Origin of the sequence: Amycolatopsis sp. NBC_00438 (genome assembly GCF_036026695.1) — a bacterium.
In the GTDB taxonomy this organism is placed as follows: Bacteria; Actinomycetota; Actinomycetes; order Mycobacteriales; family Pseudonocardiaceae; genus Amycolatopsis.
The window spans coordinates 5,117,784-5,132,116 of sequence record NZ_CP107923.1 but is presented as its reverse complement, the minus strand read 5'-3'; the positions used below and the strand labels follow the sequence as shown (position 1 = coordinate 5,132,116).

Annotated in this window: 15 protein-coding genes; 9 read left to right on the top strand and 6 right to left on the bottom strand. The window is 71.5% G+C overall.

Annotated elements, in window-relative coordinates; genetic code table 11:
- The first annotated feature begins 4 nt into the window (after positions 1 to 4).
- The 3 genes from OG494_RS22500 to OG494_RS22490 all read left to right on the top strand — a co-directional run bounded on the left by OG494_RS22500 (position 5) and on the right by OG494_RS22490 (position 4,189).
- Complete coding sequence (locus OG494_RS22500) at positions 5 to 1,378, top strand: maltokinase N-terminal cap-like domain-containing protein (protein ID WP_328458757.1); 1,374 nt, start codon at positions 5 to 7, stop codon at positions 1,376 to 1,378.
- A 5-nt stretch (positions 1,379 to 1,383) separates the two neighbouring features.
- A complete protein-coding gene (gene glgB, locus OG494_RS22495; protein ID WP_328458755.1) occupies positions 1,384 to 3,594 on the top strand; it encodes a 1,4-alpha-glucan branching protein GlgB in 2,211 nt (736 codons plus the stop codon).
- A 205-nt stretch (positions 3,595 to 3,799) separates the two neighbouring features.
- Positions 3,800 to 4,189: a hypothetical protein gene (locus OG494_RS22490; RefSeq protein WP_328458753.1), complete on the top strand. Its 390-nt coding sequence runs from the start codon at positions 3,800 to 3,802 to the stop codon at positions 4,187 to 4,189.
- Between the two features lie 446 nt (positions 4,190 to 4,635).
- Here the strand turns inward: OG494_RS22490 and OG494_RS22485 are convergent, their stop codons facing one another.
- The 3 genes from OG494_RS22485 to ppgK all read right to left on the bottom strand — a co-directional run bounded on the left by OG494_RS22485 (position 4,636) and on the right by ppgK (position 7,967).
- Positions 4,636 to 5,487: an LLM class flavin-dependent oxidoreductase gene (locus OG494_RS22485; RefSeq protein ID WP_328458751.1), complete on the bottom strand. Its 852-nt coding sequence runs from the start codon at positions 5,485 to 5,487 to the stop codon at positions 4,636 to 4,638.
- A 104-nt stretch (positions 5,488 to 5,591) separates the two neighbouring features.
- A complete protein-coding gene (locus OG494_RS22480; RefSeq protein ID WP_328458749.1) occupies positions 5,592 to 6,980 on the bottom strand; it encodes an RNA polymerase sigma factor in 1,389 nt (462 codons plus the stop codon).
- A gap of 219 nt (positions 6,981 to 7,199) precedes the next feature.
- A complete protein-coding gene (ppgK, locus tag OG494_RS22475; protein ID WP_442874492.1) occupies positions 7,200 to 7,967 on the bottom strand; it encodes a polyphosphate--glucose phosphotransferase in 768 nt (255 codons plus the stop codon).
- Between the two features lie 64 nt (positions 7,968 to 8,031).
- Here ppgK and OG494_RS22470 point away from each other — a divergent pair, with 64 nt between their 5' ends.
- On the top strand, positions 8,032 to 8,853 hold the full coding sequence (locus OG494_RS22470; protein ID WP_328458747.1) for an inositol monophosphatase family protein: 822 nt from the start codon (positions 8,032 to 8,034) through the stop codon (positions 8,851 to 8,853).
- A gap of 92 nt (positions 8,854 to 8,945) precedes the next feature.
- Here the strand turns inward: OG494_RS22470 and cei are convergent, their stop codons facing one another.
- Positions 8,946 to 9,629, bottom strand: coding sequence for an envelope integrity protein Cei (gene cei / locus OG494_RS22465; protein ID WP_328458745.1), 684 nt, complete (start codon positions 9,627 to 9,629; stop codon positions 8,946 to 8,948).
- 516 nt (positions 9,630 to 10,145) lie between these two features.
- Between cei and OG494_RS22460 the strand changes: the two genes are divergently transcribed.
- Positions 10,146 to 10,454 (top strand): DUF4193 domain-containing protein, encoded by a 309-nt coding sequence (locus tag OG494_RS22460; protein ID WP_086676737.1) that lies wholly within the window; start codon positions 10,146 to 10,148, stop codon positions 10,452 to 10,454.
- Positions 10,455 to 10,599: 145 nt separating this feature from the next.
- On the opposite strand, the gene OG494_RS22455 is transcribed toward OG494_RS22460, so the two are convergent.
- Positions 10,600 to 11,082 (bottom strand): DUF3093 domain-containing protein, encoded by a 483-nt coding sequence (locus tag OG494_RS22455; RefSeq protein WP_328458738.1) that lies wholly within the window; start codon positions 11,080 to 11,082, stop codon positions 10,600 to 10,602.
- Between the two features lie 24 nt (positions 11,083 to 11,106).
- On the opposite strand from OG494_RS22455, the gene dut reads away from it, so the two are divergent.
- Together dut and OG494_RS22445 are read left to right on the top strand one after the other, a co-directional pair.
- On the top strand, positions 11,107 to 11,610 hold the full coding sequence (gene dut, locus OG494_RS22450) for a dUTP diphosphatase (protein ID WP_328458736.1): 504 nt from the start codon (positions 11,107 to 11,109) through the stop codon (positions 11,608 to 11,610).
- Entirely contained in the window at positions 11,610 to 12,269 is a 660-nt protein-coding gene (locus tag OG494_RS22445; protein ID WP_328458734.1) for a DUF3710 domain-containing protein, read from the top strand. The genes dut and OG494_RS22445 overlap by 1 nt, the downstream gene beginning before the upstream one ends.
- Positions 12,270 to 12,330: 61 nt before the next feature.
- Here the strand turns inward: OG494_RS22445 and OG494_RS22440 are convergent, their stop codons facing one another.
- Positions 12,331 to 13,044, bottom strand: a complete 714-nt coding sequence (locus OG494_RS22440) for an alpha/beta fold hydrolase (protein WP_442874453.1) — start codon at positions 13,042 to 13,044, stop codon at positions 12,331 to 12,333.
- Positions 13,045 to 13,149: 105 nt separating this feature from the next.
- Here OG494_RS22440 and OG494_RS22435 point away from each other — a divergent pair, with 105 nt between their 5' ends.
- A complete protein-coding gene (locus OG494_RS22435; protein ID WP_328458732.1) occupies positions 13,150 to 13,530 on the top strand; it encodes an OB-fold nucleic acid binding domain-containing protein in 381 nt (126 codons plus the stop codon).
- 9 nt (positions 13,531 to 13,539) lie between these two features.
- The gene (locus OG494_RS22430; RefSeq protein WP_328458730.1) at positions 13,540 to 14,271 is read left to right on the top strand and encodes a DUF3159 domain-containing protein; all 732 of its coding nucleotides are present in this window, start codon (positions 13,540 to 13,542) and stop codon (positions 14,269 to 14,271) included.
- Positions 14,272 to 14,333: the final 62 nt, after the last annotated feature.

Genomic DNA, 14,333 nt, shown 5'->3' with positions numbered 1-14,333 from the left:
TTCCGTGTCCGAGACCAGTGAGCTGGTCGACGCACTGACCGGCGATCTGGCCCGGTGGCTGCCGGCCCAGCGCTGGTTCGCCGGCAAGGACCGGCCGGTGACCGGTGTCCGGCCGCTCGGCGTGACCGAGCTGGTCGAAGGCGACCCGCAGCTGCTGCACCTGGTCATCGAGGTGATCCAGGGCGACCGCCGCGAGCCCTACCAGCTGCTCGTCGGCCGCCGGACGCACCCACCGGAGATCGCGTCGGGCAGCTGGATCGTCGCCGGCGGCGACCTGAACGCCTACGAGGCGTCCGCGGACGCGGACCTGACCGGCGTGCTGCTGGACCTGATGGCGAGCGAGGGGCGCGTCGGCGCGCTCGGGTTCGGGCACGAGCCCGGCGTGGAGCTGGAGACCGGGCTGCGCGCCCGGCCGATCTCGTCCGAGCAGAGCAACACCTCGCTGGTCTACGGCGGCCAGTACATCCTCAAGCTGTTCCGCAAGCTGACCCCGGGCCAGAACAAGGACCTGCTGCTGCACCGCGCGCTGCAGAAGGTGGGCAGCAAGCACATCGCCGCGCCGCTCGGCTCGATCACCGGCGACCTGGACGGCGAGCCGACCACGGTCGGCATGCTCCAGCAGTTCATCCCGGACGCGGTCGACGGCTGGGCGATGGCCACCACCAGCGTCCGCGACCTGATGGCCGGCCCGGAGCGGCACGCCGAGGAGGTCGGCGGCGACTTCGCCGGCGAGGCCGAGCGGCTGGGCCGCGCGGTCGCCGAGGTGCACGCGGACCTGGCCGCGGCGCTCGACACCGAAGGCGTCGACGCCGACGAGCTGGACCGCACGATGAAGGCCATGATCGCGCGGCTGGACACCGTCGCCGGGCAGGTCCCGGAGCTGGCCGTGCACGCGCCGGCGTTGCGCGCGTCGTTCGAGACGCTCCGGACGCTGCCCGCCGACTCCGTGACGATGCAGTTCATCCACGGCGACCTGCACCTGGGCCAGGTGCTGCGGACGGTCACCGGCTGGCTGCTCATCGACTTCGAGGGCGAGCCCGCGGCCCCGGTCGAGGAGCGGCACGCGCTCAGGTCGCCGTTGCGCGACGTGGCGGGCATGCTGAGGTCGTTCGACTACGCGGCCCAGCAGATGCTGGTCGGGCAGCCGGACGACCCGGAGCTGGCCGAGCGGGCGCAGGAGTGGTCGGCCCGCAACCGCACGGCGTTCTGCGAGGGGTACGCCGCGATCGCGGCCGACCCGCGCGACCAGGGTGAGCTGCTGCGCGCGTTCGAACTGGACAAGGCGATCTACGAAGTGAGCTACGAGTACGCGAACCGGCCCGATTGGCTGGGCGTCCCGCTCGCCTCGATCGCCCGGATCATGCGGGGAGATGGGTGAGGAACGTGAACGCGGTACCGGAGAACCTGCCGGACGCGGCCCCGCCGGCCGCCGACATCGACCGGCTGCTGGCCGGGTCCCACCACGACCCGCACTCGGTGCTGGGCGTGCACGCCGTGGGCAAGGGGTTCGCGGCGCGGGCGCTGCTGCCCGGCGCCAAGGCCGTCGCGCTGAGCGTCGGCGAGCACCGCTACCCGATGGAGCCGGTGATCGATGCGCTGTTCGCCGTCGCCGTCCCGGAACACCCCGGTGATTACCGCCTGGAAATCGAGTACGACGGCCACAGCGTCACCGCGGACGACCCGTACCGCTGGCTGCCCACGGTCGGCGAGCTGGACCTGCACCTGATCGGCGAAGGCCGGCACGAGCGGCTCTGGGAGGCGCTCGGCGCGCACCTGCGCTCCTACGACACGCCCGGCGGCGTCGTCGAGGGCACGTCGTTCGCGGTCTGGGCGCCGAACGCCCGCGGCATCCGCGTGATCGGCGACTTCAACGGCTGGGACGGGCGCGGGCACGCGATGCGCTCGCTCGGCTCGTCCGGGATCTGGGAGCTGTTCGTGCCCGGCGTCGGGGCCGGCAGCTGCTACAAGTTCCGGATCCTCGGCGCCGACGGGAACTGGCAGGAGAAGGCCGACCCGATGGCGTTCGGCACCGAGCTGCCGCCCGCGACCGCGTCGGTCGTCACGCGCTCGTCCTACAGCTGGGAAGACGACGAGTGGGTCGCGCAGCGCGAGGCGACCCAGTGGGCCGCGGCGCCGATGAGCGTCTACGAGGTCCACCTCGGCTCGTGGCGCCCCGGGCTGAACTACCGCGAGCTGGCCGACCAGCTCGGCGACTACGTCATCGAGACGGGCTTCACGCACGTCGAGCTGCTGCCGGTGTCGGAGCACCCGTTCGGTGGTTCGTGGGGCTACCAGGTGACGTCGTACTACGCGCCGACGTCCCGCTTCGGCTCGCCCGACGACTTCCGCTACTTCGTCGACCGCCTGCACCAGCGGGGGATCGGCGTGCTCGTCGACTGGGTGCCCGCGCACTTCCCGAAGGACATCTGGGCGCTGGCGAAGTTCGACGGCACCGCGTTGTACGAGCACGCGGACCCGCGCCGCGGCGAGCAGCCCGACTGGGGCACGCTCGTGTTCGACTTCGGCCGCAACGAGGTCCGCAACTTCCTGGTCGCCAACGCGCTGTTCTGGATCGAGGAGTTCCACCTCGACGGCCTGCGCGTCGACGCGGTGGCGTCGATGCTCTACCTCGACTACTCCCGCAAGGAAGGGGAGTGGCTGCCGAACCAGTACGGCGGCCGGGAAAACCTGGACGCGGTGCGGTTCCTGCAGGAGCTGAACGCGACCGTCTACAAGCGACACCCGGGTGTGGTGATGGTGGCCGAGGAGTCGACCGCCTGGCCGGGCGTCACGCGCCCGACCCACCTGGGCGGCCTCGGCTTCGGGTTCAAGTGGAACATGGGGTGGATGCACGACACGCTCCGCTACCTGTCCCACGAGCCGATCCACCGCGCCTACCACCACAACGAGATGACGTTCTCGCTCGTGTACGCGTGGAGCGAGAACTTCGTCCTGCCGCTGTCGCACGACGAAGTGGTGCACGGCAAGGGATCCCTGTGGGGCCGGATGCCGGGCGACGCCTGGAACAAGGCGGCCGGGCTGCGCTCGCTGCTGGCGTTCATGTGGGCGCACCCGGGCAAGCAGCTGCTGTTCATGGGCGGCGAGTTCGGCCAGCCGTCCGAGTGGTCGGAGGAGCGGTCGCTCGACTGGCACCTCCTGGAGGAGCCGCTGCACCGCGGCGTCCAGGACCTGCTGCGGGCGCTGAACTCGGTGTACCGCTCGACCCCGGCGCTGTTCAGCCAGGACACCGCGCCGGAGGGCTTCGCCTGGATCGACGCCAACGACTCCGGCGGCAACGTGCTGAGCTTCCTGCGCATCGGCGCCGACGGTTCGCGGCTGGCGTGCGTCGCCAACTTCGCCGGCGTCCCGCACCACGACTACCGCGTCGGCCTGCCGTCCGCGGGTCGCTGGCGCGAGGTGGTCAACACCGACGCCGAAGCCTACGGCGGCTCGGGCGTCGGCAACCTGGGCCTCGTGGAGGCGACGGACTCACCGTGGCACGGCCAGCCGGCCTCGGCGATCCTCCAGCTGCCCCCGGCCGGAGTCCTCTGGCTCACCGAAGAGACACCCCCGGTGGTCCTCGACCTCCCGTAACGACCCGTCAACCGTGCTCGAAGGGTCGCCACGCGTGATCCGGAAGCCGACACACGTGATGGGAGGGTCGACACGGCCGCAGCGGCCGTGTCGACCCTTCAATCACGCGAGTTGACCTCCCCATCACGCGAGTCGGCGTTCCGATCACGCGAGGTGACCCGAAATGGGGCCGCCGACCAGCGCGTTGCGGGCTTACGATGAGGGCATGACCGGCGCCGGAGGCGTCCTCGCGAATCTGATCCTGTTCGCCGTGGTCTGCATCGCTCCCACGGTGCTCTTCTGGTGCGCGCTGCGCCTCCCCGCCGTGGTGCGGCGGGTGCGGGAAAAGCGGCAGCCGGCGCCGCAGGGGCCGCCCATCGAACGGGTCGCCGCGGACCTGCGGCGGGTGCACCGGCTGCTTGTCGACTACCCGTCCGGGACTTCGGCCGCGCGGCGGTACGGGACCCGGCAGGCTTACGACGAGCTGCTCACCCAGGCTTGCCGGCAGATCGGCGTCCCGCACCGGCTCGCCGAGCTGCCCGAGGGCATGGACCGCGAGATCGAACGCCTGCGCGTCGAGCAGTCGCTGCGGGAGTGCGGCCTGGCCGTCCCCTGAGTTCGTACGGGACGTGTACCCTCGCGCGGGACGCTCACCGCCGGCGACACCTTCGTCACCTACGGCGCCCGGATCGCCGCGCTGGACAAGAAGCCGGCGCCGCAAGCGCTTCCCTCTCTCCTCGACAACACCGCCGCAAGGCCCGCCCGCTCTGCCAGGCCACTTACCTCGCGACGGCCCTGAAGCCCGCGGGCTTCTGCTGGGAAGACGCCGACGACGACAAGACCGACGACTGGATCCCGCAGGGCCTCACCGGCTCCGGTGACGCCGACCCGGCCACCGGGGCCGTGGGCGGCCAGCGCGTCGTCGCGACGTCGTGGCACACACCCGGCGACACGATGATCCGGCTGTCCTTTGTGGACGCCGGTGGTCTCGGCTACCGGCACGTCCTGCTCTTGGAAACGACTTCGGACTACGAGCACTCACCGGCCGACCCTGAAACGGTGTCACAGCACGATCCCGGCGAGCCGCTCGACGTCGTCGATCTCGTCGGTGGCCGGGTTGAAGATCAGTTCGTCCGCGCCGAGGTCGGCGAACTCCTGCACCGCGGCCCGCACGGCTTCCGGCGTCGTGCGGACGTTGTCGACGACGACCTTGGCCAGCTCACCCATGTTGCTGTAGTAGTCGCCGACCTTCTCGCGGCCGGTGTCCGGCTCGCCGAGCGCGTAGTAGACGATCGCGACGAGTCGCGGGTCGCCCTCGCGGCCGCCCGCACGCCAGGCCGCGCGGGCCTTGTCGAAGGCGTCGGCGACCATCGCGGGCGGCATCGAGCCGCCGACGTAACCCTGGCCCCACTTCGCCATGCGGGCCAGGGCGTTCGGCGCGAACCCGCCGAACAGCAACGGCACTTCGCGCGTGCCGGGCGGCACCGCGGGGTTGTCGCCGCCGCCGACCGGCTTGCCGGTCCACACGTTCCGGTAGACCTCGAGGTCGGCGTCGATCCGCTTGCCGAGCCCCTTCGGGCCGAGGCCGTCGGCGACGAAGTCGTCCGGCCGGCCGCCGATCCCGATGCCGAGGGTGAGGCGGCCGCCGGAGACGCCGTCGATCCCGGCGATCTCCTTCGCCAGCAACACGGGCGGCCACACGGTGCCGAGCAGGACGTTGCTGACCAAGCCGATCCGCGACGTGGCGCCGGCCGCGGCGGCCAGGGCGACGGTGTCCATCACGCCGGGGTAGGCGATCCGGCCGACCGTGCCGAGCGTCGAGAACCCGGCGGCCTCGGCGCGCGCGGCCCAGCCGGGAAGGAGGGCCGGGCGCATGTCCCGGACCTGGTTCGGCAATCCGATGCCGATCTGCAATGGAGGCTCCTCGAGAAGGGAAATGATCTCCACTCCACCATCCCGGAAACGAAAGAACCCCGCCACGATCGTGGCGGGGTTCTTTCGTTGGTACCGAAGGAAAATCAGTCCAGGTAGTCGCGCAGCACCTGGGACCGCGACGGGTGGCGCAGCTTCGACATCGTCTTCGACTCGATCTGCCGGATGCGCTCCCGGGTCACCCCGTACACCTGGCCGATCTCGTCGAGCGTGCGTGGCTGGCCGTCCGTGAGGCCGAAGCGCAGCCGGACGACGCCCGCCTCGCGCTCGGACAGCGTCTGCAGCACCGACTGGAGCTGGTCCTGCAGCAGCGTGAACGACACCGCGTCGACCGCGACGACCGCTTCGGAGTCTTCGATGAAGTCACCGAGCTGGGAGTCGCCCTCGTCGCCGATGGTCTGGTCGAGCGAGATCGGCTCACGCGCGTACTGCTGGATCTCCAGGACCTTCTCCGGGGAGATGTCCATTTCCTTGGCCAGCTCTTCCGGGGTCGGCTCGCGGCCGAGGTCCTGGAGCAGTTCACGCTGTATGCGGCCGAGCTTGTTGATGACCTCGACCATGTGCACCGGGATGCGGATGGTGCGGGCCTGGTCGGCCATCGCGCGGGTGATCGCCTGGCGGATCCACCACGTGGCGTACGTCGAGAACTTGTAGCCCTTGGTGTAGTCGAACTTCTCCACCGCGCGGATCAGGCCGAGGTTGCCCTCCTGGATGAGGTCCAGGAACGCCATGCCGCGGCCGGTGTAGCGCTTGGCCAGCGACACCACGAGCCGGAGGTTCGCCTCCAGGAGGTGGTTCTTGGCCCGCTCGCCGTCACGCACGATCCACTTGAGGTCGCGGCGCATCTGCGTGACGAGCTTTTCGCCCTCTTCTTCGGCGGTGCGCACCCGCTCGGCGGCGTAGAGCCCGGCCTCGATCCGCTTGGCGAGCTCCACCTCCTCCTCCGCGTTCAGGAGCGCGACCTTGCCGATCTGCTTGAGGTAGGCACGCACGGAGTCGGCCGACGCGGTGAGCTCGGCGTCCTTGCGCGCCTGGCGCAGGGCCTCCGACTCTTCCTCGTCCCAGACGAAGTCCGGGTTGTCGGAGCTCTTGGCCGCGGCCGCCTTGTCGGCGGCCGCGCCGCGACGACGCTGCGCCGGGGTCTCCTCGTCGGATTCCTCGTCGTCGTCGTCATCGGCGTCCGGCGTGTCGTTGACCGTCTCGTCGACGACGTCGACCTCGACTTCAACCTCTTCCAGGTCCGCCAAGTCGGGCGAGTCGAGCTCGCCTTCGATGCCCTCGGGACCGTCGGGCTCGCCGTCCTCGCCCTTGGTTCCGGGCTTCTTCGCCGGTGCCTTCTTGGCCGGAGCCTTTTTGGCAGTGGTGGTCTTGCGCGCCGCTGGCTTCGCCGTCCCGGTGGCTGCCTCTTCGGCCGGCTCGCCGGCTGCGGTCGCTGTCTTCGTCCCGCCTCGGGTTGCGGTTCTTGCGGCTGCCACTTACGCCCTTTCGCAGCGGTCGATCATGACGAGCAGCGGACTAGGAGCCACTGCTGCCTCACATTCGGGGAACACGCCTCGGCCTGCGGTTTTGGCCTCCGCAGCCGTGGGCCGTGTTCCATTGTAACGACGGTACGCGCATGCGTCGCGAAGCGATCACCCTCCGGCCCGCCGGAGGCGCCGGATCGGACCCGGTTCGCGGCCCCGATCCGGGCCTGCCTAGTGCTGGATGCCCTCGGCCGCGGCGGCCGCCGCGCCGACGATCCCGGCGTTGTTCTGCAGCGACGCCACCAGGACCGGCGTGCGGATGTCCAGCAGCGGCACCCATTTCTCGGCCTTCTTGCTGACCCCGCCGCCGACGATGAACAGATCCGGCCAGATCAGGTTCTCCAGCACGGTCAGATAACGGTGCACGCGCTTGGACCATTCGGGGTAGGTCAGGCCCTCGTTGTCCTTCACCGAGGCGGCGGCGCGCTTCTCCGCGTCGTGGCCGTCGATCTCCAGGTGCCCGAACTCGGTGTTCGGGACGAGCTTGCCGTCCTGGAACACCGCGCTGCCGATGCCGGTGCCGAAGGTGAGCAGCGCCGTGACGCCGGTGCGCGCGACGGGATCGCCGAAGCGGATCTCGGCCATGCCGGCCGCGTCGGCGTCGTTGAGCATCGCGACCTGGTCGACGCCCACCCCGAGCCGCTTGGCGAACAGCGCGTCGGCGTCGGTGCCGATCCACTGCTTGTCGATGTTGGCCGCGGTGTGCGCGACACCCTTCTTCACCACCGCCGGCAGCGTCACGCCGACCGGGCCGTCCCAGCCGGCCTGGGTGACGATCTCCGCGACGACGTCCGCCACCGCCGACGGGGTGGACGGCTTGGGCGTCTCGATCCGGATCCGGTCGCCGATGAGCTGCCCCCGGTCCAGGTCGACCAACGCGCCCTTGATCCCGCTGCCGCCGATGTCGATGCCGAAACCTCGGCGGGTCGCCTCCACCACGGACGTGGTCCCTTCTCGCACGATTCAGAAGCCTGCCTCGGAGACTTTAACCGGATGTGGTGACATGACGGACGTGGGAGTTGACGAGTCGTTGCTGAAAAGCGTCGCGGTGCAGGTCGCGACGGAGGCCGCCGAGCTGGTCCGCGAGGCCTGGGCCGGGATGGCGGCGGGCCGGTCGGTCGCCGTGGACACCAAGTCCGCGGACACCGACGTGGTCACCGCCGTCGACCACGAGTCGGAGCGGCTCGTCCGCGCCCGGCTCGCCGAACTGCGGCCCGGCGAGCCGGTGCTGGGCGAGGAGGGCGGCGGGACCGCGGGCGACGACGGCGTCACGTGGGTCGTCGACCCGATCGACGGCACCGTCAACTTCCTCTACGGCCTGCCGTGGTTCGGGGTGTCCGTCGCCGCGCAGATCGGCGGGGTGTCGGTGGCCGGCGCCGTCGTCGAGCCGGCGAGCGGCCGCGTGTGGTCGGCCGCGCGCGGCCGGGGTGCGTGGCTCGACGGCCGCCGGCTGGGCGTCTCGGCGCCGTCGCGGCTGGAGCTGACGCTCGTCGGGACCGGGTTCGCGTACTCGGCGGAGCGGCGCTCGCGGCAGGCGCGGTTCGCGGCGGAACTGCTCGGGCGGGTGCGCGACATCCGCCGCAACGGGGCGGCGTCGCTCGACCTGTGCGCGGTCGCGGCGGGCTGGCTGGACGCCTACGTCGAGCACGGCCTGCACCGCTGGGACTGGGCCGCGGGCGCGCTGATCGCGGCGGAGGCGGGCGCGCGGGTCGTGCTGCCGGGCGCGGCGCCGGACCTCGGCGCGGACGCGACGTACGCGGCGGCGCCGTCGGTCGCGGAGGCGCTCCGGACGGCGCTGGGGGAGTGCGGGGCCGCGGACGTCTGAGACGGCCTCACGGCCTTCGTCCTGGTCCGGCTCAAGCGCCCCAAGGCGGCCTTGGGGCGCTCGGGGTGGGTCAGAGGGTCAGGGGCAGCGGGTCAGCACTGGACGTCGCGGGCCGAGGCCAGCAGCGTCTGGTCGATCACCGGGGCCTGGGCGCCCGCCGACTGCTCGTTGCCGCCGCCGCCCTGGTGGGTCTTGGACCAATCCGCGAGCTGGGTGAGGACCTGGCGGGCCTCGGCGCGCGGGCGGATGTCGCCGAAGTTGCTGCCGGTGACGAGGTCGACGCTCGTGTCCTTGCGGTTGTCCTGGACCAGCTCGGCGCACGGCACGACGAGGGCGAGCGTGCGGGCCGCGGTGCGGCCGTTCTCGCCGAAGCGGATCTGGCCGCGGCACTTCGCCACGCGGTTCTCGTAGGCGGGGTCGTTGGCCGGCTCGCCGGTGTTGGTGAACCCGAGCTCGCGCAGCGCGGTCGTCGTGATGCTGCCCTGCCCGCGGGTGCTCGACGCGTTGAGGACCGTCACCGGGACCTTGTCCGGCGGGACCGGCGCGCGGTCGTCGAGGGCGTTGTGGGGGAGTGTGCTGAACGTGACACCCGGCGGCGGGCTGGCCGTGGGGTCGCACCGGACGGCCTCGTCGACGTCGCCCTTGCCGACCGCGGCGTTGATCCACACGATGATCGCGCCGAGCGCCAGCACGCCGATGACGATCAGCGCCGGCAGCGGCTTGTGCCTGCGGTACGGCCGCGCCGCACGGTCCCCGATGCCGTTCCCCGACGCCACCTGCCCGTCCCTTCCCGAACCCAGAACCCGACGGCTGCTCGTCGGCACCGTCGTGGCGGATCAGCCTAGGCGTTGCGACCCGCGTGCGCGGGTCCGGGTCACCCCGCCGGTTTCCCGGGCCCCGCAGGCTGTCCCGGGCCGCGCCCGGGCCTCGTCCCCGTGCGGCGATCGCACCACGCGGGGGTCGGCCGGGGCAAGCGGACACGGGCCCCTCGTGAAGTTCTCCACCCGGGGGCAACCCGAATGGACGACAACGCGTCTTACCTGCGGGTTCCCCCTGTCGGGTGACGGAATACCGGCAATGTCTGACTCGTTGCAGAACCCGCGAGGGCGTGAGCTACCCTTCCCGGGCTCCGGCCGCAGGACGAGGCCCAAAACGAGAGAGACCTCGGTCACTCCGGCCGCCGGGCACAAACAGCGGCCCTGGAACGTTGACCAGCGGCACGGCGGACTCGCGGGCGCACCCGGGGGTCCGGGAAAACGACTACACAAGCTGATCGCAGGGGTGAGGGACACATGGCTACCGACTACGACGCTCCGCGCCGCAGCGAAGCCGACGAGCTGGCCGAAGACTCGTTGGAGGAGCTCAAGGCCCGGCGGAACGAGAACCAGTCCGGCGTCGTCGACGTCGACGAGGACGCGACCGCCGAGAACTTCGAGCTGCCGGGTGCCGACCTCTCCGGGCTTTCCGGTGAGGACATGACCGTGAAGGTGGTGCCGAAGCAGGCGGACGAGTTCACCTGCTCCGTCTGCTTCCTGGTGCACCACCGCAGCAGGCTGGCCGAGGAGAGTGGTGGACGCCTGATCTGCCGCGACTGCGCCTGAGGCGCGGGAGCTCGGACCAGGGGTTCAGGGGACGAACAGACGCGACGGAGGGCCCTGAGGGATCAGGGGAGGGCTCGAAGCGCGCTGGGGACAAGGGGGCCGGCCGGCAGGCCGGCCCCCTTCCACGTCCGCGTGTCCCGGGCGCTCAGGCGCCCTTGAGCAGCTCGGCGACCTTGCCCGGGTGCCGGGTGCTGAACAGCCAGTACGGCGTCGGGTCCGCGGGGTCGGTGAGCCGGATCCGCACGGCCGGGCCGACCCAGCCGCGGTGCAGCACGTACGCCGCGGGGTCGCCGTCGCGCCCGAGCGCCTTGCGCTTGGCGTCCTTGTCGAAGATCTCCACCTCGCCGACGTAGCGCAGCGGCAGGTGGGCGTCGCCCACCCACAGCTCGGGCTCGTCGCCGCCGGTGACGCGGATCCGGGACTTGCCGAGCGACAGCAGCAGTGCCACCACGACCGGCAGCGCGATCACGTACGGCAGCCAGGCCCGGATCCCGGGGTAGCCGAGGTCGATCTCGGCCGCGAGCAGGATCGCGCCCAGGACCGGCAGCGGCCAGCCCCACCACGGGACGTAGAGCCGCTCGGAGTGCCGGACTGCGGCGCTCGAGGCCGTCTTCGCTGATTCACCCACGGGTAGAGAGTAATCTCGCCGCCCGTGTCCAGCGTTCAGGTACTCCTCTCCCGGCTCGACCCGGATGTCCCGCTGCCCGCCTACGCCCGACCGGGCGACGCGGGCGCCGATCTCGTCACGACCTCGGATATCGTGCTCGAACCCGGGGAACGCGGGGTGGTCGGCACCGGCGTCGCGATCGCGCTCCCGCGGGGGTACGCGGGGTTCGTCCACCCCCGGTCGGGCTTGGCCGCCCGGGTCGGCCTCTCGGTGGTCAACACCCCGGGCACGATCGACGCCGGCTACCGGGGTGAGATCAAGGTCTGCCTGATCAACCACGACCCGGTGCACCCGGTGAAGCTCACGCGCGGCGACCGCATCGCCCAGCTGATCGTGCAGCGGGTCGAGCACGCGGAGTTCGTCGAGGTCGCCGAGCTCGACGCGACCGAACGGGGCGCCGGCGGCTACGGCTCCACCGGCGGACACGCCACACTGGGAGCAGACGCGCTCGCCGCGAGCGCCGGGGCTGGGGAAGGAACGGAGAAGTAGTGGGGATTTTCGGACGCAAGCGGCGGACCGAGGGCGGGTCCGCGGGACGGCACGCCGCGCCCGATGCCGACGACACGATCGAGGACGAGTCGTTCTCGGAGGACTCCGAGCTGTCGGACGTCTCCGACGGCCCGTTCGACGTCGCGGACTTCGAGGACGACAGCGTCCCGCGGATCGACCTCGGCTCGGTGAAGGTGCCGGTGCCCGACGGGTCGCAGGTCCAGGTCGAGATGGACCCGGAGACCGGCGGTGTGCGGGCCGTGCACGTCGTCACCGAGCAGGGCCAGATCACGGTCAGCGCGTACGCCGCGCCGCGCACCGGCGGGCTGTGGCGGGAGGTCAGCGCCGAGCTGGCCGACCAGCTGCGGGCCGACGGCGCCAAGGTCAACATCGGCCGCGGCGTGTGGGGCCTGGAGATCTCGGCCATCGTCGGCGACGTCTCGCTGCGCTTCGTCGGCATCGACCGGCCGCGCTGGATGCTGCGCGGCGTCATCGCCGGGCCGCAGTCGGAGGCCGCGGCGGCGGTGGAGGTGCTGCGGGACATCGTCCGGCGCACGATCGTCGACCGCGGTGACGCGCCGATGCCGGTCCGGACGCCGCTGACCATCACGCTCCCGGACGCGGTCGCCGAGCACATCGCCGCCCAGCAGCAGGGCTAGCCGCCCACTCGAAAGTCCGTGAAGGCCTCCTTGAGGGACTCAGAGTCCCGCAAGGAGGCCTTCACGGACTTTGGCACGCCCTCAGGAAGGCGAGCACGGTCGCGCGGCCCAGGGACTCGCGGTCGGCGCCCAGCGCGGCCAGCGTCGTCTCGCCGAGGGACGCGCGGGGCAGCGCCGCGGCCCACTCGGATGCGACTTTCGTCGGGTGTATCGGGTCGTCGGTGCACGTGCCGACGCCCGCCGGGACGTCCAGCCCCGCCAGCTCGGCCGGCGACGGTGACGGGCGGGCCGAAGCGACGCGCAGGCCCGCCGCCAGGCCGTCGCCGTGGCGGCGCCACGCGCGGTCGAGTTCCGCCCGCAGCCAGTCCGGGCTGCCGGCGGTGTGCGCCAGCGCGGCGTCGACCCCGGAACGGGCCACCAGATCCGCCGACAGCGTCGCGGCCTGTGATGCGGGTGCCAGGCCCGGATCGCCGTTCCAGGCCGGGAGCGCGGCCAGCAGGCCCCCGCAACGGCCCGGATTGCGCACGGCCCACTCGGCGGCCAGGTGGGCGCCGAACGAAATGCCGCCGACGAGCAGTTCGCCGTGTTCGTCCGCCAGCGCGTCGAGGATCGCCAGGTATCCGTCGGCCAGCTCCGCCCCTGGTGGCGGGGGTGGGGTGAGCAGCGGGACGCCGAGGGCGCGCAGCGGGCCGGCGAAGACCGCGCGGACGAACACCTCGTCGGAGCCGGTGCCGGGGAGCAGCACGGCGGCGGGAACCGGGATTACGGACGTCACGTTGCGATCTTTGCGCAAAGGCGTTTCCCTGACGGGGACCGCAGTACGCTGGAAACGTTCGGGCCGCAAAGACCAAGTCGGGGGCCCCGGAGCACAGGAGCACCTATGTCCGCCAAAGACGGCGGCTACTTCAGCCGGTTGGTTCGCAAGCTGACCAGCGACGTCGAGGATCTCGACGCCGACGAGATGTCGATGAGGTCGGACGCCGAAGGCGCGCAGCGCGCCTGCGACTGCCGCTCCGGCGAAGAGGTCACCGTGATGGGGAGACTCCGCAGCGTCGAGCTCTGCCCGACCAACGAAGCCGCCACCCTGGAGGCGGAGCTGTTCGACGGGACACAGGGCGTGACGCTAATCTGGCTCGGCCGCCGCCGGATCGCGGGCATCGAACCGGGCCGGACGATCAAGGTGCGGGGCCGGATGGCGACGCGTGACGGCCAGAAGGTGCTGTACAACCCCTATTACGAACTCCAGAGCCCAGTGAGTTGATCACCTATCGTGACTGATCCCGCCCCGAGCGAGAAGAAGACCGGCGACTCCGGCGACTCCGATGAACCGCAGCCGACCCTGCTCGAGCAGATGGGCGGCGTGTCCGGCCTGATCTACTCGTCGCTGCCGGTGATCGTGTTCGTCCTGGCGAACTCCTTCTTCGGCCTGACCGCGGCCATCTGGACCTCGATCGGCAGCGCGGTGGCGATCACCGTGCTGCGGCTGGTGCGCAAGGAGCCGCTGCAGCCGGCGATCTCCGGCTTCTTCGGCGTCGCCATCGCGGCGTTCATCGCCTACCGCACCGGGTCCGCGAAGGGGTTCTTCCTCTTCGGGATCTACGCGAGCCTCGTCTACTGCGGCATCTTCGTGCTGTCGGTGGTGGTGCGTTACCCGATCGCGGGCGTCGTCTGGAACATGCTCAACGGCACCGGTCAGGCGTGGCGCAAGGACAAGCCGTCCCGCTACGGCTACGACGTCGCCACGCTGGCCATGGCGGCGATCTTCGCCGCCCGGTTCGTCGTGCAGCGGTGGCTCTACCAGGAGGACTACACCGGCTGGCTGGCCTTCGCGAAGATCGCCATGGGCTACCCGCTCTACGCGCTGGGCCTGCTGGTGGTCGTCTGGGCGGTCCGGCGGTCCGACAAGCGCCTCAAGGCGATGGCCGAGGACGAGCCGGCACCGGAGACCGACGCCGAGGTCGAAGCCCGGCTCCGCGAAAAGTACGCGGCCCCCGAGGCCTGATTCTCCCCAAAGCCGTGAAGGCCTCCTTGCCGGTCGTAAGAGCCGGTAAGGAGGCCTTCACG